This window comes from Mesorhizobium sp. M7A.F.Ca.MR.176.00.0.0 (assembly GCF_004023165.1).
Taxonomy (GTDB): Bacteria; Pseudomonadota; Alphaproteobacteria; order Rhizobiales; family Rhizobiaceae; genus Mesorhizobium.
In genome coordinates, this window is sequence record NZ_RZTC01000178.1 from 7,455 (window position 1) to 7,844 (window position 390).

Here is a 390-nt window from a genome sequence, read left to right on the forward strand (position 1 = left end):
AGCGCTGCAAATGGCGTTGTGACTTGAAGCGTTTCATGATCCGATTGCCAACCTGTTCCACATCCCCCGCCACGAAATCTCCTCCAGCCATCATCGCGAACTGCGTTCAGAGGCAATGAACCTGTGGGCAAAAATCGCGCGGGCTTGAACCGCCGTGGGGCAAGCGGGCTACGACCGCCTCGCGCTCTTTAAGTTTACGATGCCTCTCCAGCCTGCACATCGTCGATTGGGAGGCCAGATCCCGACCCGACGGCAGCGCGTCCTGGGCCATCTTGAAGACCGGATCGGAGCGCAGCCGGTTGGCGTCGTTGCCATCCTCATAGCCGGCGGCGATCATCTTCATGCGAAAGCCGATTATGTCGGCCAAGCTGTGGGCGGTCTGGTCCGGAC

The 390-nt window shown here is 60.5% G+C and carries 1 pseudogene; it reads right to left on the bottom strand.

Going from position 1 to position 390, the window contains the following annotated elements:
* Positions 1-205 precede the first annotated feature (205 nt).
* Positions 206-390: pseudogene (locus tag EOB59_RS32605) on the bottom strand (transposase); the annotation flags it as partial.